We start from the raw sequence: 26,635 nt of genomic DNA, 5'->3' as shown, positions 1-26,635 counted from the left end.
AGGCGTTGTCGGTGGCTCCCTCTAGCGTCGTCGATGTGCCTGCAACCCGACGACTGACAAGGAAGTAACACCATGGCTGGTGGAGACCGCGACAAGGCCCTCGACACTGCACTGCTCAACATCGAGAAGCAGTTCGGCAAGGGCTCGGTGATGCGCCTCGGCGACGAGACGCGCGCCCCTCTGGAGATCATCCCGACCGGATCGATCGCCCTCGACGTCGCGCTCGGCCTCGGTGGCCTCCCGCGCGGTCGCGTCGTGGAGATCTACGGCCCGGAGTCCTCCGGAAAGACGACGGTGGCGCTGCACGCCGTCGCCAACGCCCAGGCCGCCGGCGGCATCGTGGCCTTCATCGACGCCGAGCACGCGCTCGACCCCGACTACGCCAAGAACCTCGGCGTCGACACCGACGCCCTCCTGGTCTCCCAGCCCGACTCCGGTGAGCAGGCGCTCGAGATCGCCGACATGCTGATCCGCTCCGGCGCCCTCGACCTCATCGTCATCGACTCCGTCGCCGCGCTCGTGCCGCGCGCCGAGATCGAGGGCGAGATGGGCGACAGCCACGTCGGCCTGCAGGCCCGCCTGATGAGCCAGGCGCTGCGCAAGATGACCGGTGCGCTCAACAACTCCGGGACCACCGCCATCTTCATCAACCAGCTGCGCGAGAAGATCGGCGTGATGTTCGGCTCGCCGGAGACCACCACCGGTGGTCGCGCGCTGAAGTTCTACTCCTCGATCCGCCTCGACGTGCGCCGCATCGAGACGCTCAAGGACGGCACCGACATGGTCGGCAACCGCACCCGGGTCAAGGTCGTCAAGAACAAGGTCGCCCCGCCGTTCAAGCAGGCCGAGTTCGACATCATGTACGGCAAGGGCATCAGCCGCGAGGGCGGCCTGATCGACGTCGGCGTCGAGGCGGGCATCATCCGCAAGGCCGGCGCCTGGTACACCTACGACGGCGACCAGCTCGGCCAGGGCAAGGAGAACGCCCGCACCTTCCTCAAGGACAACCCCGACCTCGCCAACGAGCTCGAGAAGAAGATCCTCGAGAAGCTCGGCGTCGGCCCCACCGTCGACGGCGACAAGGCCGACGACAAGGTCGACGACCTCACCGACACCCCCATCGGCGTCAATGACTTCTGAGTCCTGGCGCGGCGACGTCCACCAGGGCGTTGCCGCCTGGACCCGGCAGGCAGCAGGCGGCCGGCCGGAGGCCGAGGACGGCACGCCGGTGGCCGGCACGAGGCCCTCGAGCCGTCGCGGTGGCGCCGGCCGCCGAGGTGGCGGCGCCTCGACCGACACGAAGGCCCTCGGCCCGGACGCCGACCCCGAGTCGGTGGCCCGCACGATCCTGCTCGACCAGCTGACCGGACGGGCGCGGTCGCGCCACGAGCTGGCCGGCAAGCTGGCCGGCAAGGGCGTGCCCGACGACGTCGCCGTCCGGATGCTCGACCGGTTCGAGGAGATCGGCCTGATCGACGACGCGGCGTTCGCGCGGATGTGGATCAGCGGGCGGCAGTCGGCCAAGGGGCTGGCCCGGCGGGCCCTCGCGCAGGAGCTGCGACGCAAGGGCATCGACGACGAGGTGGTCCGCGACGCGCTCGACGAGGTCGATCCGTCCGACGAGGAGGAGGCGGCCCGTGCCCTGGTGCGCAGGAAGCTGCGCTCCCTGAGCCGGGTCGACGACGTCACCGCGACCCGGCGCCTGGTCGGCATGCTGGCCCGCAAGGGCTACGGCGCGGGTCTCGCCCACGCCGTCGTCCGCGACGAGCTGGCCGCCGCCGGCCGCGACGACGACGTCCTCGGCGACGTCTCCGGCGACGAGTAGGCGCCGTCCGGCGGACCGGCCTACCGGTGGGGCGCCGCACCCGCCACACTCGTCGGCGTGAGCGTGGAGCGCGAGACCCTGACCTACCCCCTGTTCGGTGAGGCCGTGCGCGACCTCGCCCAGCAGGTCGTCGACTCCGGCTACGAGCCGGACCTCGTCCTGGCGATCGCCCGCGGCGGCCTCGGCCTGGCCATGGGTCTCGGCTACGCGCTCGACGTCAAGAACCTGTCGGCGGTCAACGTCGAGTTCTACACCGGAATCGACCAGCGCCTGGCGGTGCCGATCATGCTGCCGCCGACCCCGGCGGCGATCGACCTGTCGGGACTCAAGGTGCTCATCGCCGACGACGTCAGCGACAGCGGTCGCACGCTGGAGCACGTGCGGGCCTTCACCGCCGACCACGTGGCGGACGCACGGATCGCGGTGATCTACGAGAAGCCGCAGACCATCGTCAACGCCGACTACGTCTGGCGGCGCACCGACCGCTGGATCGACTTCCCGTGGTCCGTCGACGGGCCGATCGTCGACCGCCGCGGCGGTCTCGCGCACTGATCGAGCCCGACGTGCCGGTCGAGGTCGCGGTCACGACGGCGGGTGCCGTCCGGCGTGGTGTGGTGCCGGCGGGGGAGGCGTGGCTCACGACCGCCCGCCGACTGGTGCCGGACGCCGTCGTCGACCCGGTCGCGGTCGACCTCTCCGGCCCGCTCAAGCACTTCGTCGTCGACGTCGACCTCCGCGTCGCCGTCCGGCCGATGGTCCACGGCGACCTGCCGGACGTCGTGCGGTGGCGGTCGGCGCCGCACGTGCGCCGGTGGTGGGCCGGCGACGGGCCGGCGACGCCCGCCGCGGTGCGGGAGCGGTACCTGCCGGCGATCGCGGGCGACGAGCCGACGCGGATGTGGGTGTGGGAGGTCAACGGGCGCTCGGTCGGGCTGGTCCAGGACTACCGGATCAGCGACCACCCGGAGTACGCCCTGCTCACGCCGGACCCGGCGGCGGTGGGGGTGGACTACCTCGTCGGCGAACCCGACCGGGTCGGTCGCGGCGTCGGGACCCGCTGCCTGTGGGCCTGGGCCGTGCACGCCCGCGCGCGGTATCCCGAGGTCGCGGCGTTCTTCGCCGCGCCCGACCACCGCAACCGGGCCTCGCTGCGGGTGCTGGCCAAGCTCGGTTTCGTCGAGGGCCTCTGGTTCGACGAGCCGCAGGAGGACGGCACGGTCACGACCGTCGTCGGGTGCACCCTCGACGTCGGGTTGGTGCTCGGCAGCGACGACGATCCTCCCTAGGGTGGGGGCCATGAGCATCAGCGCCGCCGTCCGACTCCGCCCTGGTCCGGTCGACCTGACCTCGATCGAGACCGACGCCGCCCCCGGCTTCGAGGGCCGGAAGGCCGACGGCGAGGCCGCCCTGGCCGCGATGGGCGCCGAGCTCGCCGAGCTGCAGGAGCGGCTGTTCGCCGAGGGCAAGTCCGGCGGCCGGCGCAGCGTCCTGCTCGTGCTGCAGGGGATGGACACCTCGGGGAAGGGCGGCACCCTGCGCCACACGGTGGGGCTGGTCGACCCGCAGGGCGTGCGGATCACGTCGTTCAAGGCGCCGACCGAGGAGGAGCGGGCCCACGACTTCCTGTGGCGCATCGAGCGGGCGCTCCCGGAGGCCGGCATCCTCGGTGTCTTCGACCGGTCGCACTACGAGGACGTGCTGATCGCCCGGGTGCGGTCGCTGGCGACGCCCGAGGAGCTCGAGCGCCGCTACACCGCCATCAACGAGTTCGAGCAGCGGCTCGTCGACGGCGGCACCACCGTCGTCAAGTGCATGCTGCACATCTCGGCGGCTGAGCAGAAGGAGCGGCTCCTGGCCCGGCTCGACGACCCGACGAAGCACTGGAAGTTCAACCCGGGCGACATCGACGAGCGGACGCAGTGGCCGCAGTACCGCGAGGCCTACCAGGTGGCCCTCGAGCGCACCCACACCGAGGCCGCGCCGTGGCACGTCGTCCCGGCCGACAAGAAGTGGTTCCGCAACCTCGCCATCGGCACCCTGCTGCTGGAGGCCCTGCGCGGGCTCGACCCGCAGTGGCCGGCCGCCGACTTCGACATCGCCGAGCAGCGGGGCCGGCTCGTCGACGAGGCGCCGATCGCGTGAGCCGAGACCGGTCCGGCCTGGCGTCGGTGGCGGTGACGCGCTACGTCACGCCGCTGCGCGAGGGCGGCAGCATGCCCGGCATCGTCGAGGGCGACGACCTCGGCACCTACGTCTGCAAGTTCCGGGGCGCCGGTCAGGGTCCGCGGGTGCTGGTCGCCGAGGTGATCGTCGGCGAGCTGGCCCGCCGCATCGGCCTCAACACCCCGGTCCAGGTCGTCCTCGACCTGGTCGCCGACATCGCCCGCTACGAGGCCGACGAGGAGGTGCAGGACCTGCTCACCGCGAGTCTCGGCCTCAACCTCGGCATCGACTTCCTGCCCGGCTCGTTCGGCTTCGACGGCGAGGCCTCCACGTCGTCGGAGGTGGCGGCCCGGGTGGTCTGGTTGGACGCGTTCTGCGCCAACGTCGACCGCTCCTGGCGCAACCCCAACCTGCTGCTGTGGGGTGACGAGCTCTGGGTGATCGACCACGGCGCCTCGCTCTACTTCCACCACGGGTGGTCGAACGGCGTCTCCGACCCCGTCCGCTTCGCCGGTCAGCCGTGGGACGCCGGCGACCACGTGCTGCGCCGCCGCGCGGGCGACCTCACCGCGATCGACGCCGAGCTCAGCGCGCTGGTGACGCCGGACCTGCTGGCCGAGGTGGTCGAGCTGGTCCCGGACACCTGGCTCGAGCCGGTCCCGGGCGCGGAGACCGCCGACGAGCTGCGCGCGGCGTACCTGCGCTTCCTCACCGCCCGCCTCGGGACCCGTCAGTGGCTGCCCGGCGGGACGCCATGAGCGGGCACGCCTACCAGTACGTCGCGCTGCGCTGCGTGCCCCGCGTCGACCGGGAGGAGTTCCTCAACGTCGGTGTCGTCCTCTACTGCCACGCCACCGACTTCCTGGGCGCGGCCTGGCGCGTCGACCCGGCCCGGATCGGGGCCCTCGACGCGCTCGTCGACCCCGACCAGCTCCGCACGGCGCTGGCCTTCGTCGACGCGGTCTGCACCGGGTCCGAGGACGCCGGCAGCGCCGGCGCGGCCCCGGTGAGCCAGCGCTTCGGCTTCCTCAAGGCCCCCCGCAGCACGGTCCTCCAGCCCGGTCCGGTGCACGGCGGCATCACCACCGACCCGGTCGTCCAGCTCGACCGTCTCCTCGACCAGCTCGTCGGCTGACCGAGGTCTTCAGGGTCGAGCAATTGAGCGCCGCAGCGCCACCACCGGAGGTTGAGCAAGCGAGCGCCAGCGAGCGCCGACGAAACCGCAGGCCTGCCGCGCCCCACTCGCCGGGGCCGGCCTGGCCTCGCCGGGCCAGTCGTCTCGACACGCGGGTCGCGACCCCGTCCCTCGGCCGTCGTGATCAGACAGGGACGAGCTCGACGGCGCCGACGGCGTAGCGGGCCAGGACGACGCGAGCGATCTCGGGGTGCGCGCCGAGGGGGGCGGAGACCGCGACGGCCCCGGCCTCCACGGCGAGCTCGCAGGCCCGGTCGGTGAGGACGCCGGGGGTGAGGAAGAGCGAGGCGACGGCGATGTGCCGGCGGCCCTCGGCGCGGAAGGCGCGCACGGCCTCGCCGGTGGCCGGCGGGGCGCTGGCGGCGTACGCGGCGGTGACCGGGAGCCGGTGGTGGGTGCCCCAGAGCCGGGCGAGGCGGGCGACCGACTGGTTGGCGAGCGGGTCGGTGGAGCCGGCGGCGGCGAGCACGAGCGCGTCCAGCTCGCGGATCCGCAGGCTGCGCAGCGCCTCGCGGAGCCGCTCGTCGAGCACCTCGAGGAAGCACGCCTCGAGGCCGAGGTCGGCGCTGACGCGCACCTGCAGGCCGGGGTGGCGCGAGGTGGCGGCGTGGACGGCGTCCGCGACGCCGGCCACCTCGGAGCCGGAGCCGTCCGACAGCACGAGCGGGACGACGACGATCTCGTCGTGGCCGGCCTTGACGAGGCGGTCGACGACGGCCTGGAAGTCAGGACGGACCCAGCGCGCGGTCGACCCGGCGGGGGCGTCGGGGTCGAGGAAGGCGCGCTCGACCCGGAGGTCGGGACGCTGGGACCTCACCTCCTCGACGAGGGCGGCGACGGTCTTGGTGGTCCGGGAGTCGCGGCTCGCGTGAGCGAGGGCTACCAGGGCGGGAGCAGCCATCAGGGCTGCCTCCTCTCAGTCAGGGCCCAGACGAGGGCGGAGCGGGGGATCACGTGTGGATCCCGCACTCGGTCTTGGTGGTGCCGGCCCAGCGCCCGCTGCGCGGGTCCTCGCCGGGCGCGACGCGCCGGGTGCAGGGGGCGCACCCGATCGAGGGGTATCCGTCGTGGACGAGCGGGTTCACCAGGACGCCGTTGTCGGCGATGTACCGCTCGACCTGCTCGTCGCTCCAGCGAGCGAGCGGGGAGACCTTGACCTTGCCCTTCTTCGCGTCCCAGCCGATGACCGGCGCGATGACGCGGTTGTGCGTCTCGGCGCGGCGCAGGCCAGTCGCCCAGGCGTCGTACCGGGCGAGGGCGTCGGCCAGCGGCGCGACCTTGCGCATCGCGCAGCAGCGGTCGGGGTCGGTGCGGAAGAGGTCCTTGCCGAACTCGGCGTCCTGCTCGGCGACGCTCAGCTTGGGGGTGATCGAGAGCAGGTTGACGTTCATCGTGGCGCTGACGGCGTCGCGGGTGCCGATGGTCTCCACGAAGTGGTAGCCGGTGTCGAGGAAGACGACGTCGACGCCGGGCACGACCTTCGCCGCGACGTGGGCCAGCACCGCGTCGCCCATCGAGGAGGTGATCGCGAACCTGTCGCCGAACGTCGCGGCGGCCCACTCGATGATCGTCTCGGCGGGGGCGAGCTCGAGCTCGGCGCCCCAGTGGGACACGAGGTCGCGCAGCTCCTCGGGGGAGCGGCCCTCGGCGGAGACGCCGCGCGCCGCGCGGGCGGTGCGGGTGGTGAGCGTGCTCATCGGACGACTCCTTCCGGGCGCAGCAGACCGAGGGACTTCAGGGAGAAGACGCGCTGGCAGTCCCGGCACTCCCAGGCGCCGTGGGTCGCCTCGTGCGGCCACAGGTTCTGGTCGCCGCAGTAGGGGCAGTGGAACGGGACGGCGCGTTCGCTCATGAGGTCGTCAACACCTTGTCGCCGCGAAGTAGTTCCTCGTCGGCGCGGGCGACCCAGGTGGCGAAGTCCTCGCCGAGGCCGGTGCGGTCCTGGAGGTAGTTGGTGACGACGGCGGTGATGTAGTCGTCGAGCCCGGCGCTGGTGACCTTGTGGGCGCGCAGCTTGCGGCCGAAGTTGGCCTGCAGCCCGGTCGCGCCGCCGAGGTGCACCTGGAAGCCCTCGACCTGCTGGCCCTCGTGCATGACGAGCTGGCCCTTGAGGCCGATGTCGGCGACCTGGGTGCGCGCGCACGCGTTGGGGCAGCCGTTGACGTTGACGGTGATCGGGGTGTCGAGCTCGGGGAAGCGCTGCTCGAGCTCGCCGACGAGGCGGCGGGCGCGCTCCTTGGTGTCGACGATCGCGAGCTTGCAGAACTCGATGCCGGTGCAGGCCATCGTGTTGCGCCGCCAGTTCGAGGGCCGGGCCGAGAGCCCGATCTCGTCGAGGCGGGCGATGAGAGCCTCGAGCCGCTCGGGCTCGACGCCGATGAGCACGATCTTCTGGTACGGCGTGAGCCGGGCGCCGGCGACGCCGAACTCCTCGATCGCGTCGGCGAGCCGGACCAGCAGGGTGCCGGAGATGCGGCCGGCGATCGGCGCGACGCCGACGTACTTCTTGCCGTCCTTCTGGTCGTGGACGCCGATGTGGTCGCGGTGCCCGACGGGGGAGGGAGGCGACTCGCAGGAGACGAGCTCGCGGCCGAGGTACTCCTTCTCGACGACCTCGCGGAACTTCTCGATGCCCCAGTCGGCGACCAGGAACTTCAGGCGGGCGCGCGAACGGAGGCGGCGGTAGCCGTAGTCGCGGAAGACCCCGGCGACGGCCGACCAGGCGTCCGGCACCTCCTCGAGCGGGATCCAGACGCCCATCCTGGCGGCGAGCATCGGGTTGGTGGACAGTCCGCCGCCGACCCAGAGGTCGAAGCCGGGCCCGTGCACGGGGTGGACGGTGCCGACGAAGGCGACGTCGTTGGTCTCGGGGGACACGTCGTGGCTCGGGTGACCGGTGAGCGCGGTCTTGAACTTTCGCGGGAAGTTCGAGAACGCCGGGTCGCCGATGAAGCGGTCGAAGATCTCCTCCAGCGCCGAGCTGCCGTCGATGATCTCGTCGACGGCGACGCCGGCGACCGGGGAGCCGAGGAACGGCCGCGGCGAGTCGCCGCAGGCCTCGAGGCTGCTCAGCCCGGCGGCGTCGAGGCGGTCCCAGATCGCGGGGACGTCCTCGATGCGGATCCAGTGGTACTGGATGTTCTCGCGGTCGGTGACGTCGGCGGTGTCACGGGCGTACTCGACGCCGATCTCGCCGAGGGCGCGGACGGCGTCGTGCGTGAGCAGCCGGCCGTCGGAGCGGACGCGGAGCATGAAGTACTCGTCGTCGAGCTCCTCCTCCTCGAGCGTCGCGGTCTTGCCGCCGTCGAAGCCGGGCGCGCGCTGCGTGTAGAGACCCATCCACCGGAACCGGCCACGCAGGTCGGCGGGGTCGATCGAGGCGAAGCCGCGCTTGGAGTAGGTGTGGAGGATGCGGTCCCGCACGTTGAGCGGGTCGTCGTCCTTCTTGGACTGCTCGTTCTTGTTGAGCGGCTCGGTGTAGCCCAGCGCCCACTGACCCTCGGCGCGCTTGGTGCGCGGGATCTCGGTGTGGACGGGCGGCTTCGACTGGTGGCGCCGATCGGGCATGGGGATGGTCCTTCGCTGGACGGCGGCGCGCGAGGCGGCCACCGGGAGACTGTGTCCGGGGTGGGAGTCAGTAGCCCGGACACATGCTGCTGCGCGTGCGCCCGAAGTCCACGTGGCGGCGTACCACGAGGTGGGCGTGCGTTGCGGCGGTGACCATGGACCGAGTCTCACGGTTCGGACACCGTGTCCACAAACGACGATCTCGTGATGTGAGATCGCGATCCACGATGTGAGATACGCGCCGTGCCTGCGCGCGGGCCCGGGGGCCGCGGTGCGACCCACGTCACACCGACGACCGGTGGCGGGCGGGTGGGAGAATGGCGCGGTGACCCGCCGCACCGCCTCTGCGCTGGTGGGGGCGCTGGTGGCGGCCCTCGTGCTCACCGCCGGCTGCAGCAGCACGCCGTCGCCGCGGTCGGACGCCCCTGCGCCCGAGACCCCGTCCGCCCCGAGGACGGTCGTGGTGACGCCGGTACCGGTGCCTCCCGGCGTGCACCTCTCGTTCGTCCAGCAGCGCATCGACGAGGGCACCCGGCGCGCCCAGGTCCGGGTCGTCAACGGCACCGACCACACCCTGCGGGTGCGCGAGGTCGGCGTCGACTGGGCCGCGTACCCCCTCGCCCTGCACCGCGTCGACTACCCGGTCCACCCGGGCCGGACGGTCGACCTGCGCTACCTGCTCCCGCGGGCGGTGTGCACCGCGGCGGCCGCGCAGGCGCCGATCGGCGGCGTCGCGGTGACCGATCGCGGCACCCTGCGCCGCCCGATGGGTGACGACGGCGTCCGCTTCCTCACCCGGCTTCGCGACACCGAGTGCGCTGCGCGGCGACTCGACGCCGCGGCGACCCTGTCCTACGGGGAGACCTGGCGCCGCGGGAGGCGCGACGGGCGTCCCGTGCTGCGCGGCTCGCTGGTCCTGACCCGTCCGGCGGGACGGTCGGCCGGCCCGCCGCTCCGGATCGCCCAGGTCGACGGGTCGGTGCTGTTCGACGTGAGCCTCGCGGGCGACCGCGCCGGCCGCACGCTCCGTGCGCGTCAGCGACAGGTCGCCGTACCCGTGCTGGTGCGCGACGGCGGACGCTGCGACCCGCACTCGCGTGGCCAGAGCACCCAGACCTTCCTGTTCCGCGCGTTCCTGAGCCTGGACGGCGCCGCCCCGGTCTCGCGACTCGCGCCTCCCGACCGCGCCCTGCAGCTCCTGCTGCTCCGCTTCCTCGACCGCGCCTGCGCCGGAACGCCCTGACGGGGTCGGCGCGCCGGGCTGACGAGCGGCGGCGCTGCCGATGGCGCCCTGCGGTGCCGTGCTGACTAATCTGGGCGACATGGCTGACCTCACCGCGTCTGACATCGCTGGCCTCACCAGCTCCGCCTACTCGCAGGCCCTCGAGGTCATCGCCTCGGTGGAGCCCCGCATCGCCGAGGCGACGCGCAATGAGCTCGCCGACCAGCGCGGCTCCCTCAAGCTGATCGCGAGCGAGAACTACGCCTCGCCCGCCGTGCTGATGACCATGGGCACCTGGTTCAGCGATAAGTACGCCGAGGGCACGGTCGGGCACCGCTTCTACGCGGGCTGCCAGAACGTCGACACCGTCGAGTCGCTCGCCGCCGAGCACGCCCGCGAGCTGTTCGGCGCGGAGTACGCCTACGTGCAGCCGCACTCGGGCATCGACGCCAACCTGGTGGCGTTCTGGTCGATCCTGGCCCATCGCGTCGAGGGTCCTTGGCTGGAGAAGGCCGGCAGCAAGAACGTCAACGAGCTCACCGACGCCGACTGGGAGTCCCTGCGCAAGGAGCTCGGCAACCAGCGCCTGCTCGGGATGAGCCTGGACGCCGGCGGCCACCTGACCCACGGCTTCCGCCCCAACATCAGCGGCAAGATGTTCCACCAGCAGCAGTACGGCACCGACCCGACGACCGGCCTGCTCGACTACGACGCCCTGGCGGCGAAGGCGCGCGAGTTCAAGCCGCTGATCCTGGTCGCCGGCTACTCGGCGTACCCGCGGCGGGTGAACTTCGCGAAGATGCGCGAGATCGCCGACGAGGTCGGCGCCACGCTGCTGGTCGACATGGCGCACTTCGCCGGTCTGGTGGCCGGCAAGGTGTTCACCGGCGACGAGGACCCGGTGCCGCACGCCCACGTCGTGACCACGACGACCCACAAGAGCCTGCGCGGTCCGCGCGGCGGCATGGTGCTCGCGACCGAGGAGTACGCCCCCAGCGTCGACCGCGGCTGCCCGATGGTGCTCGGCGGCCCGCTCTCGCACGTGATGGCCGCGAAGGCCGTCGCGCTCGCCGAGGCCCGCCGGCCGGCGTTCCAGACCTACGCCCAGCAGGTCGCCGACAACGCCAAGTCGCTCGCCGAGGGGTTCCTGTCCCGCGGCGGCTCGCTCGTCACCGGCGGCACCGACAACCACCTGGTGCTGCTCGACGTGTCGGGCTTCGGGCTCACCGGTCGCCAGGCCGAGTCGGCCCTGCTCGACGCCGGGGTGGTCACCAACCGCAACTCCGTCCCGGCCGACGCGAACGGCGCCTGGTACACCTCCGGCATCCGGCTCGGCACGCCCGCGCTCACCACCCGCGGGTTCGGCCACGACGAGTTCGACCTCGTCGCCGACCTGATCGTGCAGGTGCTCCAGAACACCGAGCCCGGCACCACCAAGGCCGGCACGCCGTCCAAGGCGTCGTACCGCCTCGCCGACGGCATCGCCGACCGGGTCAAGGACGCCTCGGTCGAGATGCTCGACAAGCACCCGCTGTACCCGGGGCTCGAGCTCAGCTGACCGCGCGGGGCCTGCGGGGCCCGTGGCAGCCCGTGACCCGAGGCGGTCAGGTGCGGCGGTACTCGACCTCGGGCCGGCCGCCCCCGCCGTAGCGCTGCCCTCGCTCGAGGGTGCCGGTGTCGGCGAGGTGCTCGAGGTAGCGGCGCACCGTGACCCGGGAGGCGCCGACCAGCTCGGCCACCTCGGACGCCGACAGCGCCGACTCCGACGCGCGAACCGCGACCACCACGGCCCGGAGCGTCTCGGTGCTCATCCCCTTCGGCAGGTCGGGTGCGGCCGGGCGCAGGGTGCCGAGCATCCGGTCGACCTCGTCCTGCATCACCTCGTCGGGCGCGGCGTGCAGCCGGGCCCGGTACTCGGCGTACTGCTCGAGCCGGGCGCGGAAGGTGGCGAAGGTGAACGGCTTGAGCAGGTAGAGGACGACGCCGTGCGCGACGGCGTGCCGCACCACGTCGGTCTCCCGCGCGGCCGTCACGGCGATGACGTCGACGAGGTCGCCGGCCGCGCGGAGGCGCTGCAGCAGCCCGAGGCCGTGGCCGTCGGGGAGGTGCATGTCGAGCAGGACCAGGTCGATGCCGCCCTTCTCCAGCAGGCGCGCGGCCTCGCCGGCCGAGCGGGCGACGCCGGCGACGACGAAGCCGGGGATCCGGCCGACGTACGTCGCGTGCGCCTCGGCCGCGAGCTCCTCGTCCTCCACGACGAGCACCCGGACCGCGCTCGCGCCGACGGCGGCGGTCACGACCCGAGCCTCACGACGAACGCGGCGCCGCCGAGCTCGGACCGCTCGACCCGGACGTCGCCGCCGTGGCGGCGGGCGACCTGGCCGACCAGCGCGAGGCCGACGCCGCGGCCCTCGGCCTTCGTGGTCCAGCCCCGTTCGAGCACGTGCGCCTGCTCCTCGTCGCTCAACCCGGCGCCGGTGTCCTCGACGGTGACGAACGGCCGGGTGGTGGTGCCGCCCAGGGTCACGCGGATCCGGCGGTCCGCGCGGTCGGGGATCTCGGCGACGGCGTCGAAGGCGTTGTCGACCAGGTTGCCGAGCACGGTGACGAGGTCGCGGCCCGGCACGTCGCCGGGCAGGGCACCGCGGACGTCGAGGTCGACGCCGCGCTCCCGTGCCTCGGCCGTCTTCCCGAGCAGCAGGGCCGCGACGACCGGGTCACCGACCGCGCCCACGACGTCGTCGGTGAGCCGCTGGGCGACCTCGAGCTCCTCGGTGGCGAAGGCGACGGCGTCCTGGGGTCGGCCCATCTCGACCAGCGACACCACGGTGTGCAGCCGGTTGGCGGCCTCGTGGGTCTGCGCCCGCAGGGAGTCGGTGAGACCACGGACGACGTCGAGCTCGCCGGTCACCGACTGGAGCTCGGTGCGGTCGCGCAGGCTGACGACGGCGCCGACCGAGCGGCCGTCCCACTCGGCCGGCGACGAGCTGACGACGAGGACCCGGTCGCCGGCGAGGTAGAGGTCGTCGGCCTCGGCGGTGCGGCCGAGTGCGGCCTCGACCAGGCCGGGCGCGAGGCCGAGGCTGTGGACCAGCCGGCCCTGCACGTCGTCCGGGAGGTCGAGCAGGCGCCGCGCCTCGTCGTTGACCAGCTGGACGCGGCCGTCGGGGTCGATGAGCAGCAGGCCCTCGCGGACGGCGTGCAGCACCGCGGAGTAGTACTCGTACATCCGCGTCATCTCGAGCTCGCCCATCCCGTGCGTCTGCCGCCGGAGCCGGCGGCTGACCAGCCAGGCGCCGAGCAGGCCGACCCCGAGGACGACGCCCGCGGCGAGCCCGATCGCGACCAGGTCGTCGCGCAGCCGGCGCTCGATCGAGCTGATCGTGATGCCGACCGAGACGAGGGCGACGACGGCGCCGTCATCGAGCACGGGGACGACCGCGCGCATCGACGGGCCGAGGGTGCCGGCGTACTCCTGGGTGAAGGTCTCGCCCGTGGGCGCGCCGCCGAGGTCGCCGATGAACGGCTTGCCGATGTTGGCGGGGTCGGGGTGGGTGAAGCGGGTGCGGTCGGGCGCCATGATCGTCACGAAGTCGACCGCGGTGTCGGTGCGCACCTGCTCGGCGTACGGCTGCAGGTCGACCGACGGGTCGTCGGTCGCGAGCGCGTCGAGGACGGCGGGGGAGTCGGCCACGGACCGCGCCACCGCCACCGCCCGCACGGTCGCGGTGGTGCGCGCGTCGCGGTGCGCGTCGTACCCGGCGAGACCGAGCGAGGCCAGCACCAGCACCAGCACGACCGCCACCTGCAGCACCAGCACCTGGCGGGCGACGGAGAGCGGACGGCGGGGCACCGCTGCATCCTGCCGCACCGACGACGCTTGGCGGGAGGTCAGCCGTAGGCGCTGCCGGTGCCGCCGACGAGGGTGGGGCGGACCTCGACGACCTCGAGCGCCTCGGGCGGGCCGGGGACGGTGTGGGTGGCGGGGATCGGTGCCCACGGTCCGCCGTTGACGCGGTAGCGACCGGTGTAGGTGGTGTCGAGGCTCGGCGAGACGTCGCCCTTGCTGCGGTACTGGTGGACGACGTCGCCCCGCGGGTAGGGCCCGCCGGGGCCGGCAGTGGTCTCGACGGTGGTGTCGCCCCAGTGCCAGGTGAACTCGCTCGGAGTGGCCTCGATGGCGACCTGCTGGCCCAGGAGCCGGACCTGGCGGGTGATCGGGGCGGTGTCGTCGGTGAAGAAGTAGGTGTCGAAGTTGACCGCGGTGCGGCCCTCGGGAGGTTGGATGGTCAGCTCGCTGGCCGGCCACGCCAGCGCCTTGAACGCGCGCACGACCATGCCGGGCGTGACCTGGGGTGGCGCGGCGGGCTCGCCCGGTGCGTCGGTGACGCAGGTCTGTCCGACGACGGCCCCGACTGGAGCGACGACGTCGTACAGGACGCCTTCGTAGCTCTGGCCGTCCGACCCGACCTCGGCACAGGGCTGCGGGTCATAACAGACGTACTGACCTCCCATGCCGCAGCTGACCGTGTATGTGTACTGACCGTTGCCGGAGGCACTCGCTTCCGCCGTCCCAGGTTGGGATGCGCCAGAAGATTGGGTTTGCACGTGCGCTCCCTGCCAGGAAGCACTTCCATCATCGGGATCGGCGGCGGCGTTGCTGGGGATCGCAACAACAAGAAGAGCGATGAGGGCTGCGGACGCTGTGGACCGGGACTTCATTGATCCACTAGCCGATTCAGACGCAACACTTTCCAGCTGCCGTCCTCCAGCCGAACGTTCAGCTGGAATCGATCGGTTCCTCCGGGAAACTGATCGACAGCAGCACCGGCGGAATCAAAGATTGTGGTCGGACCGATCTGGAGGTCGTACTCCATGATGGCGATGCCATCCACTCCGCCCACGCGTTTAATGCGGCGTACCAACTCATCGCCAAGCTCGACGTATCCGCCTGCCGAGTAGACCCTGTCGACCTCATCGGCTAGGTCTTCGCAAGACTGGCAGTTCTGAGTCAAGTCGAGGTAAGGCTGTGTTTCACCGGAGGACTGCATCGCAGACGAGGCTGCTTGGAATCGTCGGATGAACTGCTCCGGCGTCTCGTCCGCTGGCGGCTCAGACGTCGGCTCAGACGTCGGCTCAGACGTCGGCGGAGCGGAGGTCGCCGGGTCGAGGGTGGACGTCGAGGTCGACGGCGGCGGGTCCTCGACCTTCGGCTCCGGATCGCCGTTGCACGCGGCGAGCCCGAGGGCGAGGGCGAGGGCCGCGGCTGGGGCGGCGAGCTGTCGAGGGTGCATCCGCGTGGTCCTTCCGAGTGACCGACGTCAGGGCACGCAAGTTACTCCGACCGCGGCCGATCGGGAACCGGAGAACCCGGCCCTGTGGAGAACGGCGTGGCGGCGGTGTGGTGGCGAACACAACGAACACAAGGGTGACCGGCGTCACAGCAGCCACCAGGGTGACGGGTGTCGGGACGTGCCCGGCCGCCCCCGGGCACCACCAGGAGGATCGATGAGCACCACGCCGTCGGCGCACGCGCCGCAGTCCCCACCGCGTCAGGTCAAGAACCGCACCCACTACCTCTACCTCGCGGTGATCGCGGCCGTCGTCCTCGGCATCGCGGTCGGGATCCTGTTCCCGACCTTCGCGGTCGAGCTCAAGCCGCTCGGCGAGGCCTTCGTGGCCCTCATCAAGATGATGATCCAGCCGGTCATCTTCTGCACGATCGTGATCGGCGTCGGCTCGGTGGCGAACGCCGCCCGGGTCGGCAAGGTCGGCGGGCTCGCGCTCGGCTACTTCATCACGATGTCGACCTTCGCCCTGGCCATCGGCATGGTCGTCGGCAACATCCTGCACCCCGGTGACGGCCTCAACCTGGACGACGAGGTCGCCGGCGCCGGCCAGGAGCAGGCGAAGGCCGGCCACGGGAGCACGTCGGAGTTCCTGCTCGGCGTCATCCCCGACTCGATGCTCTCCTCGCTGACCTCCGGCGAGGTGCTCCAGACCCTGCTCGTCGCCCTGCTCGTCGGGTTCGCGCTGCAGCGGATGGGCCGGGCCGGCGAGCCGATCCTGCGCGGCATCAACACCATCCAGAAGCTGGTCTTCCGCGTCCTGGCGATGATCATGTGGGCCGCCCCGGTCGGCGCCTTCGGAGCCATGGCCGCCGTCGTCGGCGCGACCGGAGCCGACGCGCTCAAGAGCCTCGCGGTGCTGATGATCGGGTTCTACGTGACCTGCGCGCTGTTCGTCTTCGTCGTCCTCGGCACCATCCTCAAGCTCGCCACCGGCGTGAACCTCTTCAGCCTGCTGAAGTACCTCGGCCGCGAGTTCCTGCTCATCGTGTCGACGTCGTCGTCGGAGTCGGCGCTGCCCCGCCTGATCGCCAAGATGGAGCACGCCGGCGTCGACAAGCCGACCGTGGGCGTCGTCGTACCGACCGGCTACTCGTTCAACCTCGACGGCACCGCGATCTACCTGACCATGGCCTCGCTGTTCATCGCCGAGGCGATGGGCGACCCGCTGTCGATCGGCGAGCAGATCTCGCTGCTGCTCTTCATGATGATCGCCTCCAAGGGCGCCGCGGGCGTCACCGGCGCCGGCATGGCCACCCTCGCCGGCGGCCTGAGCTCGCACCGTCCGGAGCTGGTCGACGGCGTCGGCCTCATCGTCGGCATCGACCGCTTCATGAGCGAGGCCCGCGCGGTCACCAACTTCGCCGGCAACGCCGTCGCCACCGTGCTCGTCGGGCACTGGACCGGCGGCCTCGACCGGGCCAAGCTCGACGCCGTGCTCGGCGGGCACGACCCCTTCGACGAGACCACGATGCTCGACGACCACGAGCCGGAGCCGGTCGAGGCGGGCGACTCGACACCGGGGGGCGCGCTCGAGAAGGAGCCGGCCAAGGCCTAGCCGGCCGGACGTCGTCCATCTCACCCGAGTGGTGGGGCCGCGGATCCCCGATCCCGGCCCCGCCACTCGTTAGCGTGGCGGTCATGCCCTCGGAGCCCTCGGACGACGCCGCCGCGGCGTCGTCCCGGGCCCCCGACCTCGCCCGCCGGGCCGCCCACACGCTGTGGCGGCTGGTCGTCACCACCGTCTCCTCCTGCCTGCGCTACCGGGTGACCGGGCTCGCCGCGGAGGGGGCGTTCTTCGCCGTCGTGTCGGTGCCGCCGCTGGTGTTCGCGCTGGCCGGCGGGATCGGCTACGTGTCCGCCCGGTTCAGCGCCGACCAGGTCGAGGACGTCCGGCGCGCGATCCTCGACTTCACCTCGACCTTCCTCACCGACTCCGCCGTCGACAAGGTCATCGACCCCACGATGGAGTCGGTGCTCGACGGCGGTCGGCTCGACGTCATCTCGCTGGGGTTCGTGCTCTCGCTGTGGTCGGGCTCGCGCGCGCTCAACGTCTTCGTCGACACCATCACGATCATGCACGGGCTCGGCGGGCACCGCGGGATCGTCAAGACGCGGGCGCTCTCGTTCGTGCTCTACATCCTGGCGGTGATCACGGGCGCGATCTCGATCCCGCTCGTCATCGCCGGTCCGGGACTGGTGCGCGCCTGGCTGCCCGAGCGGGCCGACTTCCTGATGCAGTTCTACTGGCCGATCGTCATCGTCGTGTGCGTCTGCTTCCTCGCGACGCTCTACCACGTGTCGGTGCCGGTGAAGACGAACTGGAGCTTCAACCTGCCCGGTGCGACGTTCTCGCTCGTCGCGTGGATCCTCGGCTCCTACGTCCTGCGCTGGGTGCTGACCGCGACGGCGGCCGACTCCAAGTCGATCTACGGCCCCCTGGCCGCACCGATCGCCGTCCTGCTGTGGCTGTACCTGGTCGCGATCGCGGTGCTGATCGGGGCGGCCGTCAACGCGGCGTTCGACCAGGTCTTCCCGCAGAAGCACACCACTCGGGCCCGGCTCGAGCTGATGACGCGGCTGCGGACGGTGATGACCCGCGAGACGACGCCGGTCCCTCCCGAGCGGCCGGACCCGCCCGACCCGCCCGCCCTGACCCAGCCGGTGCGGGTGGTGCGCCGTGCCGCGCCGACCGAGCCGGCGCCGTCCGAGCGTGCCGTCGGCGACCCGCCGCCCCGCACCGACTAGGTTCACCCCGTGAGCCACACCGACTCCGAGGGCGCGCGGAGCAGCAGCCGGGGGAAGGTCAACCTCCCCGAGCGCAACCGCTCACCGTGGTGGCAGCTGGGCAAGCGCCTCCTCATGGCGCTGGGCATCCTGGTCGGCACCGTCGCGCTGGTCTACTTCGACCGCGAGGGCTATAACGACAACGGCGACCCGACCAACACCATCAGCCTGATCGACGCGTTCTACTACACGACCGTCACGCTCAGCACGACCGGCTACGGCGACATCGCTCCCGCCAGCGACAATGCCCGCCTGATCAACGCCCTCGTCATCACCCCGGCCCGCATCGCCTTCCTGGTGCTGCTCATCGGGACCACGCTGGAGGTGCTCGCCTCGCAGGGGCGCGAGCTCATCCGCATCGCTCGTTGGAGGAAGACCGTGGGTCACCACATCGTCGTCGTCGGCTACGGCACCAAGGGACGAAGCGCCGTCGAGACGCTCGTCAACAACGGCTACGACCGCGAGAGCGTCGTCATCGTCGACCCCAGCGCCACCGCGCTCGCCGAGGCGCACGCCGACGGGCTGGCCGTCGTCACCGGTGACGCGACGCGCCGCGAGGTGCTGCGCCGCGCCGGCGTCGCCGACGCCGACCAGGTCATCATCACCACCGACCGCGACGACTCCAACGTCCTCGCCACGCTCACCGTGCGCCAGCTCAACCCGGACGCCTGGATCGTCGCCGCCGTCCGCGAGCAGGAGAACGCGCCGCTGATGCGCCAGTCCGGCGCCAACTCGGTCATCACGTCCTCGGACGCCGTGGGCCGGCTGCTCGGTCTCTCCACGCTGTCGCCGACGCTCGGCACCGTGATGGAGGACCTGCTGACCTACGGCGAGGGCCTCGAGGTCGCCGAGCGCGAGCTCCTGGTGTCGGAGGTGGGCAAGCAGCCGCAGGGCGTGGCCGACCAGGTGATCGCGGTCGTGCGCGACGAGAAGGTCTACCGCTACTTCGACCCGGTGGTCGCCCTGCTCGCCCGCGGCGACCGGCTCGTCGTCGTCCGGCCGGCCAAGGAGCTGCCCTGGGCGCCGCGTCCGGGCACCCACAACGAGGATTTCGCCTCCGACGAGGACTGACGCGGGCGGACAACCACGTACACCACGGCCGATCGGGGCCGACCGGGGCCGCCGAGGCCCGGAGCTACGCGGCGCCGCAGCGGCACGTGGCCCGAGGTGTACGTGCTTGTACGAGAGCGACGGCCGCGACCAGCACCCGGCGGACGTACGCGGGGTCGAACATGGCGTCCTCCCAGGCGAGGCGGAGGACGAGCCACCCGTCGACGACGAGCAGGTTGTAGCGCCTCGCGTCCTTCGCGAGAGCCGCCCGACCGCCGTGCCACTCGAACGAGTCGCACTCGATCGCGATCCTCAGCTCCTCGTCGACGAGGTCGGGCCGCGCGGTGCTCCAGGGGGTCCGGACCGTCCGTTGGGGGCGCACCGTCAGGCCCGGCACGTCGAGGGCGATCGCCCGGGTCACGGACTCGAACGGGTTGGCTGCGTCGGCGTCGACCTCGGCCAGCACCCGGCGGGCCTGCCGCGAGCCGTGCCCGCTGCAGGCGGCCGCGCGGCGCAGTGCAGCCGGGTCGGCGTCGTGGCGCAGCGCGGAGTCGGCGACGGCCAGCGCCTCGTCCCACGGCAGCCGGGTGAGGCAGTGGCGCAGCGTGGTCTCGACGTCGGTGGCGACGCCGTCGACCAGGTCGCCGGGGTGCAGGTCGTAGCGGTGCAGGTCGACGCCGTCGCGGCGCGCCCGGCTGATCTTGCGGCCGCGCGGCACGGCGACGTGGGGCCGCTCGGGCACGAGCTTGACCTCCCAGCCGTGGTGGAGCGCCGCGCTGGTCAGGCAGAGCACGCCGCCGACGCGCTGGGCGGCGCGGACGGCGGCGCCGGTGGCCGCGGTCGTGTAGCGGCCCCTGCCGGAGGCCACGACCAGGCCGGCGGCGAGCGCGGCGTCGACCTCGGCGCGGGACGTCGCGGCGACGAGGGCGGCTCGCGGGAGGTACCCGCCCGCCTCCTCGATCAGCTCGACCACCGTCACCGGACCAGGATCGACGATCAGTGGCCCGGCTGCGTCCCGTCCTCCACAGGGGGCGTCCACCCCGGGAAAAAGAGTCGGACCGCCGGAGTCTCGGGTCTCCAGCGGTCCAACAGGAGCAACGATAGCCGGGCGGCGCAAGGCGCGCAGCGAAATACCGAAGATCGGGCCGACGACCACCGAGCCCGGCCGTACGAGGGCAGGGGAGCACGGAGCCCCACCAGATGGAGCCGGCGGGGCGCCGTGGGTGCGACGCAGCCATGGGGGACGTTGCTGCGTCGAACCGTTCTCGAACCTAACGCCCCCGGGGGGATGCCACCACCCCAAGATCGGCGACGCTCCTCCGTACAGTCACGTGCATGCCCTACGAGCTCCGAGGCTGGGTCGAGACCACGATCGAGGTCGTCTACGTCGACGACCTCGACCAGGAGGCGCGCTTCCTCGACGGACTCGCGTCCGACCCGGCGTTCGTGGGCGTGACGGTGCTGCCGACCGTCACCGCCGGCCCGAGCCTGAACGCGATGGTGGAGGGGCTCGAGGACCGCAGCGTCTACCTCCGCATCGCGACGCCCGCCGTCACCGTGGCCGATCTCGTCGCCGCCGTCCAGGAGTGGGCGGCGACCTGCTTCCCCCCGGCTCCCGAGGACTGAGGGCCCGGACGCCGCCCGTCGGCCCGTCGGGGGCCTCTGGAATGCTCTGCGGCGCGCGGGACGCCGCGCACGACGTCCCGGGGGAGGGCAGATGAGCGAGGTCGCCGCAGAGCTGGCGCGGGTCAAGGACGCCTTCGCGCAGCCCACCCTGGCCCTGCTCCACCAGCGCCAGGCGCACGTCGTCATCACGATCTTCCGCACGGCGTTCGGGCGCAACAACAAGCCGATCCCGACGGCGCGACTGCACGCGCAGGTCGAGGAGCACCTGGCCGCCGTCCGGCTGGCAGGGGAGGGCGACGTGCCGCAGGGGAGTGGCCGCGACCTCTGCCACCGCTGGATGCGCGGGCAGTGGCTGGTGCGCTCGCTCGACGAGACCGGTCACGAGGTCTACACCCTGACCTCCCACGCCCAGCAGGCGCTCGAGCTGGTCAAGAACCTCTCCCGTGATCGCGCCACGCTCAGCGAGCACCGGATCTCGACGATCCTCGGCTCGGTGCGCCGGTTCAACGCCGAGGCCAACCCCGACCGCACGGCGCGGGTCACCATCCTCAACGCCGAGATCGCCCGGCTGCAGGCCGAGCGCGACCGGCTGGTCGAGGGCGCCGAGCTGGTCGGTGCCACCGAGGACTACATGCTGGAGGGGTTCACCGAGCTGCTGTCGCTGGTCTCGGCGCTGCCGAGCGACTTCGCGCGCGTCGAGGAGCGGTTCAGCACCATTCGCGGCGAGATCCTCGCGGCGTTCCGTGCGGAGGACCGGCCGGCCGGCGAGGTCATCGACGACTACCTGACCCGCGCCGACGCGCTGATGACGGCCACCCACGAGGGGCGGGCGTTCGAGGGCGCCTTCGCCCTGCTGCGCGACGACGCCCTGGTCACCCAGCTCCGCGAGGACCTCACCGCACTGCTCGAGCACCCGCTGTCCGGCGCGATCCTCAGCGAGGCCGAGCGCGCCGAGCTGCGCGGCACCGTGCGGCTGGTGCGCGACGGCCTCGACCGGGTGCTCGCCCAGCGCTCGCGCGTGACGGCGACGCTGAAGGAGTACATCGTCTCCCACGACGCCGTCCGCGACCGCGAGCTCGAGCAGACTCTGCGGCAGGTCGAGTCCGAGCTGACCACCTGGATGGCGACGACGGGTCCGCGCGCCACGCACGACGTGGCCCTCCTGCCGATGCGCGCCGGGGTCGACCACCTGCGCGAGCGGTTCCACGACCCCGCCGACGACGTGCTGCCCGACCGCCTGGGCGCCGGCGACCCCGACGACGCCCCGCCGGTGTCGCTGGCCGGGCTGATGGCGCAGGGCGGCCCGCAGCTGACGTCGCTGCGCGAGCGGCTCGACGAGGCGCTGCGCTCGCTGCTGCCGGCGGCCTCGCTGGGCGAGCTGTTCGCGGGCTTCGAGCCGTCGCTGCGTCGCCCGGTGGAGATCCTCGGGCTGCTCCACCTGGCCGCCGACCACGAGTGGGAGGCCGACGACGTCGCGGAGTCGTTCGCCGCCGTCCGGCCCGACGGCACGCGCCGCACCTTCGCCGTGCCGCGGCTGCCCCTGCCCGACCCCGACCTGCGAGAGGCGACCCGATGAGTGTCGACACCGACATCGACGTCCGAGACGAGCGCGACGGGGACCTCGACGGGGGCCCCGACGGGGACGTCCTCGACGACGGCTCGGTCTCCCTCTTCGAGGGTGACGAGGGCGGGCTCGAGCACGCCCAGCGCCACGCCCTCGTCACGCTGCTCAAGCAGCGGTTCATCAGCGCCCGCACCCACCCGCGCGACTGGCAGGTGCTCCTCGACCACGAGCGGGTGCTGCGCTCGCGGCTCAACGACCTGTTCCTCGACCTCGCCGTCGACCGGACCCGCGAGGTCGCGTGGAAGCGGCAGGCGGTCTCCGAGACCGGCAGCCGCTTCCCGACCCTGCTCTACGACGCCGCCTGGTCGCGCGAGGAGACGCTGGTGCTGGTGCACCTGCGCGACCGGCTCCGCGCCGGGCACGCCGGCGGCGACGCGCGGGTCCACGTCGACCGGGAGGACGTCGTGGCCTACGTCGAGACGTTCCGGCCGCCGCACGCCACCGACGAGGCCGGCGACGAGAAGCGGGCCCGCGCGGCCGTCGCCACCGTCGTGAAGTCGGGCCTGCTCATCGGCGCCGTCGGCGACGACCGCTACGAGATCAGCGAGGCCGTCGAGCCGCTGCTCCCGCTCGAGCTGCTCCAGGAGCTGCTGGAGGCGCTGCGCGAGGCGAACGGCACGACCCCCGTCGAGGACGAGGCCGACGTGCCCCTCGACGTGGCGGTCGACGAGGCAGGGGAGGGCTGAGATGTCGATCGACGAGGTCGAGCACGTCGAGGGCGTCGAGGACGTCGAGGCCGTCGAGGACGACGTCGACGGGGAGCCGGGCGAGGGCCTGTTCGAGGAGCGGGTCGTCTCGGCGCCGGCCGACGACACCGTGCAGTGGCGGGCGACGCTGCTGCAGCTGGTCAACTGGGGCGGCTTCGGTGGGCTCACATCGGTGCCGCTGCGCGGCGACACGACGATGATCTCGGGCGCCTCCGGTGTCGGGAAGAGCACCGTCCTCGACGCCTACACCGCGCTGATGATGCCGTCCGACACCAAGTTCAACGGCGCCTCCAACGACGCCGTCGCGGGCCGGGCCCGCGGCGTCGGGCAGCGCAACCTGCTCTCCTACCTGCGCGGCGCCGTCGACGTCGTCGACGACCCGCGCACCGGGCGGCCCGTCGAGGTGCTGCTGCGCGGCAGCGGCGCCGACACCTGGGGCGCGGTGGCGATGACGTTCGTCAACGACCTCGGGGGTCGGTTCACCGCGGCACGCATCTACTACGTGCCGCGGCGCGCGACGCGACCGGCCGACGTCCAGATGCAGCTGGCGACCTACGAGGGGCCGCTCGCGCTGGAGACGCTGGAGGTCGCCGTCCCCGAGCGCTTCCACGCCCACACGCTCAAGAAGCTCTACCCCGGCCTGCGGGTGCACCGCACCTACGCCGAGTTCTCGGCGGTCCTGCACGCCCGGCTCGGCATCGGCGCCAACGGCGACGGCGCCAAGGCGCTGCGGCTGCTGGCGCGCATCCAGGCCGGCAACCAGGTGCGCAGCGTCGACGAGCTCTACAAGGACATGGTGCTGGAGCGGCCGTCGACCTACGCCGCGGCCGACCGCGCCATCGAGCACTTCGACGACCTCGACACGGCGTACTCCGCGATGCGCACCGAGGAGCAGAAGCTCGACCTGCTCGAGCCGATCACCGGGCTCCACGAGCGCCGGGTCGCCGCGGCGAGGCGGCTGGCCGAGCTCGACTCGTACGGCGTCACGCAGGCCGGCGACACCCCGCTGCGGCTGTGGCTGCTGCGCACCCACCGGCGCCTGCTCGAGTCGGCCGTCGTCACCAACCGTGCCGACCGCGCCGCGACGTCCGAGGCGCTGACCGCCACCCGGTCGGCCGAGGCGAGGCTCGTCGGCGACCTCGAGGCCGCCAAGGAGGCCCACCGCGCCGCCGGCGGCGGCGACCTGCAGGCGCTGGCCGCGCAGGTGGAGCACGAGCGGGTGATCCGCGAGGAGCGCGGCAACCGGCTCGCCGAGCTGGAGGAGCGGGTCTACCCGCTGGTCGGGCCGACCGACACCCTGACCGACCCCGACCTTCCTGACCTCGACTCCGCGCTCGACTCGGCGTCCGCGTTCGCCGACCTGCAGGTGCTCGCGCGCAAGCGGCTGGCCGCGGCCGACGAGCAGCAGGTCGCCCTGCGGGCCGAGCACCAGGCGGTCCTGCAGCACCAGGTGCCGCTCATGTCCGAGCAGGCCGAGCTGCGTCGGGAGCGCGCCTCGCTCGAGACCCGGGCCGGGCGGGTGCCCGCGCAGCTCGACGGACTGCGCGCGGCGGTCGCCGAGGCGAGCGGGCTCTCGGCCTCCGAGCTCCCGTTCGTGGCCGAGCTGATCGACGTCGCCCCCGAGGAGACCCGGTGGCGGACGGCGATCGAGACCGTCCTCGGGGCGACCGCGCGCACGATGCTGGTGCCGCTCGACCGGCTCGCGTCGTTCTCCGCGGCGATCGACGGGCTGCGGCTCCCGGGGCGGCTGACCTTCGAGGGCGTCGAGCTCGACCTGCCCGACGCCGGCCCGGCCGATCCCGAGCGGGTGGCCGGGAAGCTGCTCTTCAAGGACTCCCCGTTCTCGGGGTGGGTGCAGCGGCACGTCGCCGAGTCGGGGCGCAACGCCCGGTGCGTCGACGACTCCCGGGGCCTCGACGGTCCCGGCTTCCGGGTCACCGCCGCCGGCCAGACCCGCAGCGGCCGACGGGGCGCGCACGGCCGCGGCGACGTCCGCAACATCATCGGCTTCTCCAACGAGGAGGCGATCGCCGAGCTCGACGCCCAGCTCGTCGACGTCGGACGCCGCCTCGACGAGGTCGGCGCCCGGCTCGACGAGGTCCGACGCCGCGAGCGCGTGCTCGGGCTCCAGGGCAAGGCCTACGACGCCATCGCGATGGCGCGCTTCGACGACGTCGACGTGGCCGGCAGCGACCGCCGGATCGTCGAGCTCGAGCAGCGCCGCGCCGACATCCTCACCTCCGACGACCAGCTGCAGGTGCTGCAGACGCAGATCGACGACCTCGACGCCCGGCTCGACACGACCCGGCAGGAGCGGTTCGGCCTGGAGCGGCACCAGCAGGCGCTGAACGCCGCGCACGGCGAGCTGGTCGAGTCCGAGGACGCCGTCAACGACCGTCTCGACGCCGTGGAGGCCGCCGGTCGCGTGGTGCTCACCGACGAGCAGCACGCCGGGCTGGCGGCCGAGCTCGCGGCCGCGGTCGCGCCCGCCGACCCCGACGACCTCGACCGGTTCGGGGAGAGCTCCCAGCGGCTGCGCGACCGCCTCCTGGCGGCGGTGTCGTCGGTCGACGGCGAGGCGCAGCGCGTCGACGGCGAGCTGGCCGGCATCTTCCGCGCCTACAAGCTCCAGTGGGACTCGCCCAACCTCGGCGCGAGCGCCGACTCCTACCCCGACTACGCCCGCATCCTCGACGAGATCCGCGGCAAGGGGCTGGCCGCGCGGCGCTCGGAGTGGCGGCGCCGGCTGACCGAGTGGAGCGGCCAGGACCTCGTGCCGCTGGTCGGTGCGATGGCGGCGTCCATCGAGGACATCGAGGACCGTCTCGAGCCGATCAACGCGATCCTGCGCCGCCTCGAGTTCGGGGCGTCGCGCGACCGGCTCCGGATCCGGCTGCGGCGGCTGGCGCCGGCGCACGTCCAGGTGTTCATGCGCGACCTGCGCGCGCTGTCGGCCGGCTCGACCACCGAGCTTTGCGAGGCCGACCTCGAGCGGCGTTTCGACGACCTCAGCCGGTTCATGCAGCAGCTGCGCAGGCCCGCCCAGGCCGGCGACCCCACGTCCGGTCCGGCCTCGACCGACCGCGACCGCCTGCTCGACGTACGCCGCCACGTGGAGATCAGCGCCGAGCGCTACGACCACCTGACCGGCGAGCTCCGCGCGACGTACCGGACGCTGGGGGAGAAGAGCGGTGGCGAGAGCCAGGAGCTCGTCGCCTTCATCGTCGGCTCGGCGCTGCGCTTCCGCCTCGGCGACGAGATGCGCTCGCGGCCGCGCTTCGCGCCCGTCTTCCTCGACGAGGGTTTCGTCAAGGCCGACTCCGAGTTCGCCGGCCGCGCCGTCCAGGCCTGGAAGGGCCTCGGCTTCCAGCTGATCATCGGCGTCCCCCTCGACAAGGTCACCGGCCTCGAGCCCCACATGGACGACCTGCTCGCGATCACCAAGAACAGCACCACCCACCGGTCGTGGATCACCCCGATCAGCGACGTCGACCGGATCGACGAGTAGGGCGCGCCGGCTG

25 protein-coding genes are annotated in these 26,635 nt (G+C 72.7%); 16 read left to right on the top strand and 9 right to left on the bottom strand.

The annotated features are described in order from the left end of the window. The first annotated feature begins 72 nt into the window (after positions 1 to 72). The 7 genes from recA to E4623_RS20640 are packed head-to-tail and all read left to right on the top strand — an operon-like array spanning position 73 to position 5,123. On the top strand, positions 73 to 1,140 hold the full coding sequence (gene recA / locus E4623_RS20670) for a recombinase RecA (RefSeq protein WP_134768455.1): 1,068 nt from the start codon (positions 73 to 75) through the stop codon (positions 1,138 to 1,140). Next, a complete protein-coding gene (locus tag E4623_RS20665; protein WP_134768454.1) occupies positions 1,130 to 1,825 on the top strand; it encodes a regulatory protein RecX in 696 nt (231 codons plus the stop codon). The genes recA and E4623_RS20665 overlap by 11 nt, the downstream gene beginning before the upstream one ends. A 57-nt stretch (positions 1,826 to 1,882) precedes the next feature. Next, complete coding sequence (locus E4623_RS20660) at positions 1,883 to 2,377, top strand: phosphoribosyltransferase family protein (RefSeq protein ID WP_134768453.1); 495 nt, start codon at positions 1,883 to 1,885, stop codon at positions 2,375 to 2,377. Positions 2,378 to 2,388: 11 nt separating this feature from the next. Beyond that, positions 2,389 to 3,111 carry a GNAT family N-acetyltransferase gene (locus tag E4623_RS20655; protein ID WP_134768452.1) on the top strand — a complete coding sequence of 241 codons (723 nt, stop codon included), beginning with the start codon at positions 2,389 to 2,391 and terminating at the stop codon, positions 3,109 to 3,111. A gap of 10 nt (positions 3,112 to 3,121) precedes the next feature. Continuing rightward, on the top strand, positions 3,122 to 3,967 hold the full coding sequence (locus tag E4623_RS20650) for a polyphosphate kinase 2 family protein (protein ID WP_134768451.1): 846 nt from the start codon (positions 3,122 to 3,124) through the stop codon (positions 3,965 to 3,967). Beyond that, positions 3,964 to 4,746, top strand: coding sequence for a HipA family kinase (locus tag E4623_RS20645; protein ID WP_245155196.1), 783 nt, complete (start codon positions 3,964 to 3,966; stop codon positions 4,744 to 4,746). Before E4623_RS20650 ends, E4623_RS20645 begins: the two co-directional genes overlap by 4 nt. After that, complete coding sequence (locus E4623_RS20640; protein ID WP_134768450.1) at positions 4,743 to 5,123, top strand: DUF3037 domain-containing protein; 381 nt, start codon at positions 4,743 to 4,745, stop codon at positions 5,121 to 5,123. Before E4623_RS20645 ends, E4623_RS20640 begins: the two co-directional genes overlap by 4 nt. A gap of 184 nt (positions 5,124 to 5,307) precedes the next feature. Here the strand turns inward: E4623_RS20640 and E4623_RS20635 are convergent, their stop codons facing one another. The 4 genes from E4623_RS20635 to E4623_RS20625 are packed head-to-tail and all read right to left on the bottom strand — an operon-like array spanning position 5,308 to position 8,750. Then, positions 5,308 to 6,084, bottom strand: a complete 777-nt coding sequence (locus E4623_RS20635) for a CbiX/SirB N-terminal domain-containing protein (protein WP_134768449.1) — start codon at positions 6,082 to 6,084, stop codon at positions 5,308 to 5,310. Positions 6,085 to 6,133: 49 nt separating this feature from the next. Then, positions 6,134 to 6,880, bottom strand: a complete 747-nt coding sequence (locus tag E4623_RS20630) for a phosphoadenylyl-sulfate reductase (RefSeq protein ID WP_134768448.1) — start codon at positions 6,878 to 6,880, stop codon at positions 6,134 to 6,136. Continuing rightward, a complete protein-coding gene (locus E4623_RS22830; RefSeq protein ID WP_167736780.1) occupies positions 6,877 to 7,035 on the bottom strand; it encodes a hypothetical protein in 159 nt (52 codons plus the stop codon). Before E4623_RS22830 ends, E4623_RS20630 begins: the two co-directional genes overlap by 4 nt. Next, on the bottom strand, positions 7,032 to 8,750 hold the full coding sequence (locus tag E4623_RS20625; protein ID WP_134768447.1) for a nitrite/sulfite reductase: 1,719 nt from the start codon (positions 8,748 to 8,750) through the stop codon (positions 7,032 to 7,034). Before E4623_RS20625 ends, E4623_RS22830 begins: the two co-directional genes overlap by 4 nt. A gap of 325 nt (positions 8,751 to 9,075) precedes the next feature. Here E4623_RS20625 and E4623_RS20620 point away from each other — a divergent pair, with 325 nt between their 5' ends. Next, entirely contained in the window at positions 9,076 to 9,993 is a 918-nt protein-coding gene (locus tag E4623_RS20620; protein WP_134768446.1) for a hypothetical protein, read from the top strand. Between the two features lie 79 nt (positions 9,994 to 10,072). After that, complete coding sequence (locus E4623_RS20615) at positions 10,073 to 11,530, top strand: glycine hydroxymethyltransferase (RefSeq protein WP_134768445.1); 1,458 nt, start codon at positions 10,073 to 10,075, stop codon at positions 11,528 to 11,530. A 46-nt stretch (positions 11,531 to 11,576) separates the two neighbouring features. Here the strand turns inward: E4623_RS20615 and E4623_RS20610 are convergent, their stop codons facing one another. The 4 genes from E4623_RS20610 to E4623_RS20595 form a co-directional block, all read right to left on the bottom strand. After that, complete coding sequence (locus E4623_RS20610) at positions 11,577 to 12,269, bottom strand: response regulator (protein WP_134768444.1); 693 nt, start codon at positions 12,267 to 12,269, stop codon at positions 11,577 to 11,579. Then, positions 12,266 to 13,825 carry a sensor histidine kinase gene (locus tag E4623_RS20605; protein ID WP_134768443.1) on the bottom strand — a complete coding sequence of 520 codons (1,560 nt, stop codon included), beginning with the start codon at positions 13,823 to 13,825 and terminating at the stop codon, positions 12,266 to 12,268. Before E4623_RS20605 ends, E4623_RS20610 begins: the two co-directional genes overlap by 4 nt. Positions 13,826 to 13,863: 38 nt before the next feature. After that, positions 13,864 to 14,487: a hypothetical protein gene (locus E4623_RS20600; RefSeq protein ID WP_134768442.1), complete on the bottom strand. Its 624-nt coding sequence runs from the start codon at positions 14,485 to 14,487 to the stop codon at positions 13,864 to 13,866. 203 nt (positions 14,488 to 14,690) lie between these two features. After that, positions 14,691 to 15,266, bottom strand: a complete 576-nt coding sequence (locus E4623_RS20595) for a hypothetical protein (RefSeq protein WP_134768441.1) — start codon at positions 15,264 to 15,266, stop codon at positions 14,691 to 14,693. A 214-nt stretch (positions 15,267 to 15,480) separates the two neighbouring features. Here E4623_RS20595 and E4623_RS20590 point away from each other — a divergent pair, with 214 nt between their 5' ends. The 3 genes from E4623_RS20590 (at position 15,481) to E4623_RS20580 (ending at position 19,178) form a co-directional block, all read left to right on the top strand. Continuing rightward, positions 15,481 to 16,878 (top strand): cation:dicarboxylase symporter family transporter, encoded by a 1,398-nt coding sequence (locus E4623_RS20590; RefSeq protein ID WP_134768440.1) that lies wholly within the window; start codon positions 15,481 to 15,483, stop codon positions 16,876 to 16,878. 83 nt (positions 16,879 to 16,961) lie between these two features. After that, on the top strand, positions 16,962 to 18,068 hold the full coding sequence (locus tag E4623_RS20585; protein ID WP_134768439.1) for a YihY/virulence factor BrkB family protein: 1,107 nt from the start codon (positions 16,962 to 16,964) through the stop codon (positions 18,066 to 18,068). A gap of 9 nt (positions 18,069 to 18,077) precedes the next feature. After that, positions 18,078 to 19,178 (top strand): potassium channel family protein, encoded by a 1,101-nt coding sequence (locus E4623_RS20580; protein WP_348537304.1) that lies wholly within the window; start codon positions 18,078 to 18,080, stop codon positions 19,176 to 19,178. Between the two features lie 64 nt (positions 19,179 to 19,242). Here E4623_RS20580 and E4623_RS20575 read toward each other — a convergent pair whose 3' ends face one another. Beyond that, the gene (locus tag E4623_RS20575) at positions 19,243 to 20,136 is read right to left on the bottom strand and encodes a hypothetical protein (RefSeq protein WP_134768438.1); all 894 of its coding nucleotides are present in this window, start codon (positions 20,134 to 20,136) and stop codon (positions 19,243 to 19,245) included. Positions 20,137 to 20,492: 356 nt separating this feature from the next. Between E4623_RS20575 and E4623_RS20570 the strand changes: the two genes are divergently transcribed. The 4 genes from E4623_RS20570 (at position 20,493) to E4623_RS20555 (ending at position 26,622) form a co-directional block, all read left to right on the top strand. Then, on the top strand, positions 20,493 to 20,783 hold the full coding sequence (locus tag E4623_RS20570) for a hypothetical protein (RefSeq protein WP_134768437.1): 291 nt from the start codon (positions 20,493 to 20,495) through the stop codon (positions 20,781 to 20,783). Positions 20,784 to 20,874: 91 nt separating this feature from the next. Beyond that, positions 20,875 to 22,359 (top strand): DUF3375 domain-containing protein, encoded by a 1,485-nt coding sequence (locus E4623_RS20565; RefSeq protein WP_134768436.1) that lies wholly within the window; start codon positions 20,875 to 20,877, stop codon positions 22,357 to 22,359. Next, a complete protein-coding gene (locus E4623_RS20560; RefSeq protein WP_134768435.1) occupies positions 22,356 to 23,093 on the top strand; it encodes a DUF4194 domain-containing protein in 738 nt (245 codons plus the stop codon). The genes E4623_RS20565 and E4623_RS20560 overlap by 4 nt, the downstream gene beginning before the upstream one ends. Position 23,094: 1 nt before the next feature. After that, the gene (locus tag E4623_RS20555; protein WP_134768434.1) at positions 23,095 to 26,622 is read left to right on the top strand and encodes an SbcC/MukB-like Walker B domain-containing protein; all 3,528 of its coding nucleotides are present in this window, start codon (positions 23,095 to 23,097) and stop codon (positions 26,620 to 26,622) included. Positions 26,623 to 26,635 lie beyond the last annotated feature (13 nt).

Source organism: Nocardioides sp. 1609 (assembly GCF_004522105.1).
Classification (GTDB): Bacteria; Actinomycetota; Actinomycetes; order Propionibacteriales; family Nocardioidaceae; genus Nocardioides.
This window is presented reverse-complemented; position numbering and strand designations above follow the sequence as displayed.

Bases quoted from the DNA above. Each gene is read 5' to 3' on its own strand.
- E4623_RS20640 (WP_134768450.1), top strand. From the start codon at position 4,743: ATGAGCGGGCACGCCTACCAGTACGTCGCGCTGCGCTGCGTGCCCCGC.
- E4623_RS20650 (WP_134768451.1), top strand. From the start codon at position 3,122: ATGAGCATCAGCGCCGCCGTCCGACTCCGCCCTGGTCCGGTCGACCTG.
- E4623_RS20570 (WP_134768437.1), top strand. From the start codon at position 20,493: ATGCCCTACGAGCTCCGAGGCTGGGTCGAGACCACGATCGAGGTCGTC.
- E4623_RS20625 (WP_134768447.1), bottom strand. From the start codon at position 8,750: ATGCCCGATCGGCGCCACCAGTCGAAGCCGCCCGTCCACACCGAGATC.
- E4623_RS22830 (WP_167736780.1), bottom strand. From the start codon at position 7,035: ATGAGCGAACGCGCCGTCCCGTTCCACTGCCCCTACTGCGGCGACCAG.
- E4623_RS20600 (WP_134768442.1), bottom strand. From the start codon at position 14,487: ATGGGAGGTCAGTACGTCTGTTATGACCCGCAGCCCTGTGCCGAGGTC.
- E4623_RS20590 (WP_134768440.1), top strand. From the start codon at position 15,481: ATGAGCACCACGCCGTCGGCGCACGCGCCGCAGTCCCCACCGCGTCAG.
- E4623_RS20585 (WP_134768439.1), top strand. From the start codon at position 16,962: ATGCCCTCGGAGCCCTCGGACGACGCCGCCGCGGCGTCGTCCCGGGCC.
- E4623_RS20615 (WP_134768445.1), top strand. From the start codon at position 10,073: ATGGCTGACCTCACCGCGTCTGACATCGCTGGCCTCACCAGCTCCGCC.
- recA (WP_134768455.1), top strand. From the start codon at position 73: ATGGCTGGTGGAGACCGCGACAAGGCCCTCGACACTGCACTGCTCAAC.
- E4623_RS20665 (WP_134768454.1), top strand. From the start codon at position 1,130: ATGACTTCTGAGTCCTGGCGCGGCGACGTCCACCAGGGCGTTGCCGCC.
- E4623_RS20635 (WP_134768449.1), bottom strand. From the start codon at position 6,084: ATGGCTGCTCCCGCCCTGGTAGCCCTCGCTCACGCGAGCCGCGACTCC.
- E4623_RS20630 (WP_134768448.1), bottom strand. From the start codon at position 6,880: ATGAGCACGCTCACCACCCGCACCGCCCGCGCGGCGCGCGGCGTCTCC.
- E4623_RS20595 (WP_134768441.1), bottom strand. From the start codon at position 15,266: ATGCACCCTCGACAGCTCGCCGCCCCAGCCGCGGCCCTCGCCCTCGCC.
- E4623_RS20560 (WP_134768435.1), top strand. From the start codon at position 22,356: ATGAGTGTCGACACCGACATCGACGTCCGAGACGAGCGCGACGGGGAC.
- E4623_RS20565 (WP_134768436.1), top strand. From the start codon at position 20,875: ATGAGCGAGGTCGCCGCAGAGCTGGCGCGGGTCAAGGACGCCTTCGCG.
- E4623_RS20555 (WP_134768434.1), top strand. From the start codon at position 23,095: ATGTCGATCGACGAGGTCGAGCACGTCGAGGGCGTCGAGGACGTCGAG.